The following is a 302-nucleotide window of genomic DNA, read 5'->3' as shown; positions in this document are numbered from 1 at the left end:
ATCCTACACTCAGAACACAGCTTTCGGACGATGAACTCGCCACACTCCGCCTGAGCTATTTCAGAGCAGTTAGCGAATCTGAGGGCATAGCCGGTGTATCGACTGCGCTGAAAGAATTTCTTGCCTTGGGCTTAAAGCCACTTTTCAAACCAAATGGTACCGGACAAAGTAAAGGCATCATCGGCTACCGAACCGGCGAATCAGCGGAAGACTTCGCACATCGCTTTGAAACGAATCTAAACGACATCGAACGAGATTTTGGCAAAGGAGCTGGCTATCCCTTTTTTGTCATGCCACTATTG

The 302-nt window shown here is 48.3% G+C and carries 1 protein-coding gene; it reads left to right on the top strand.

The genetic code is table 11. The annotated features are described in order from the left end of the window. Positions 1-302 (top strand): hypothetical protein (locus tag QN347_RS19685; RefSeq protein ID WP_323494378.1); only part of this gene is annotated, 302 nt, incomplete at both ends.

This window comes from Sphingomonas sp. 10B4 (assembly GCF_035019905.1).
GTDB lineage: Bacteria > Pseudomonadota > Alphaproteobacteria > Sphingomonadales > Sphingomonadaceae > Sphingomonas > Sphingomonas glacialis.
The sequence above is the reverse complement of the archived record's forward strand: the minus strand, read 5'-3'. Positions and strand labels throughout refer to the sequence as shown.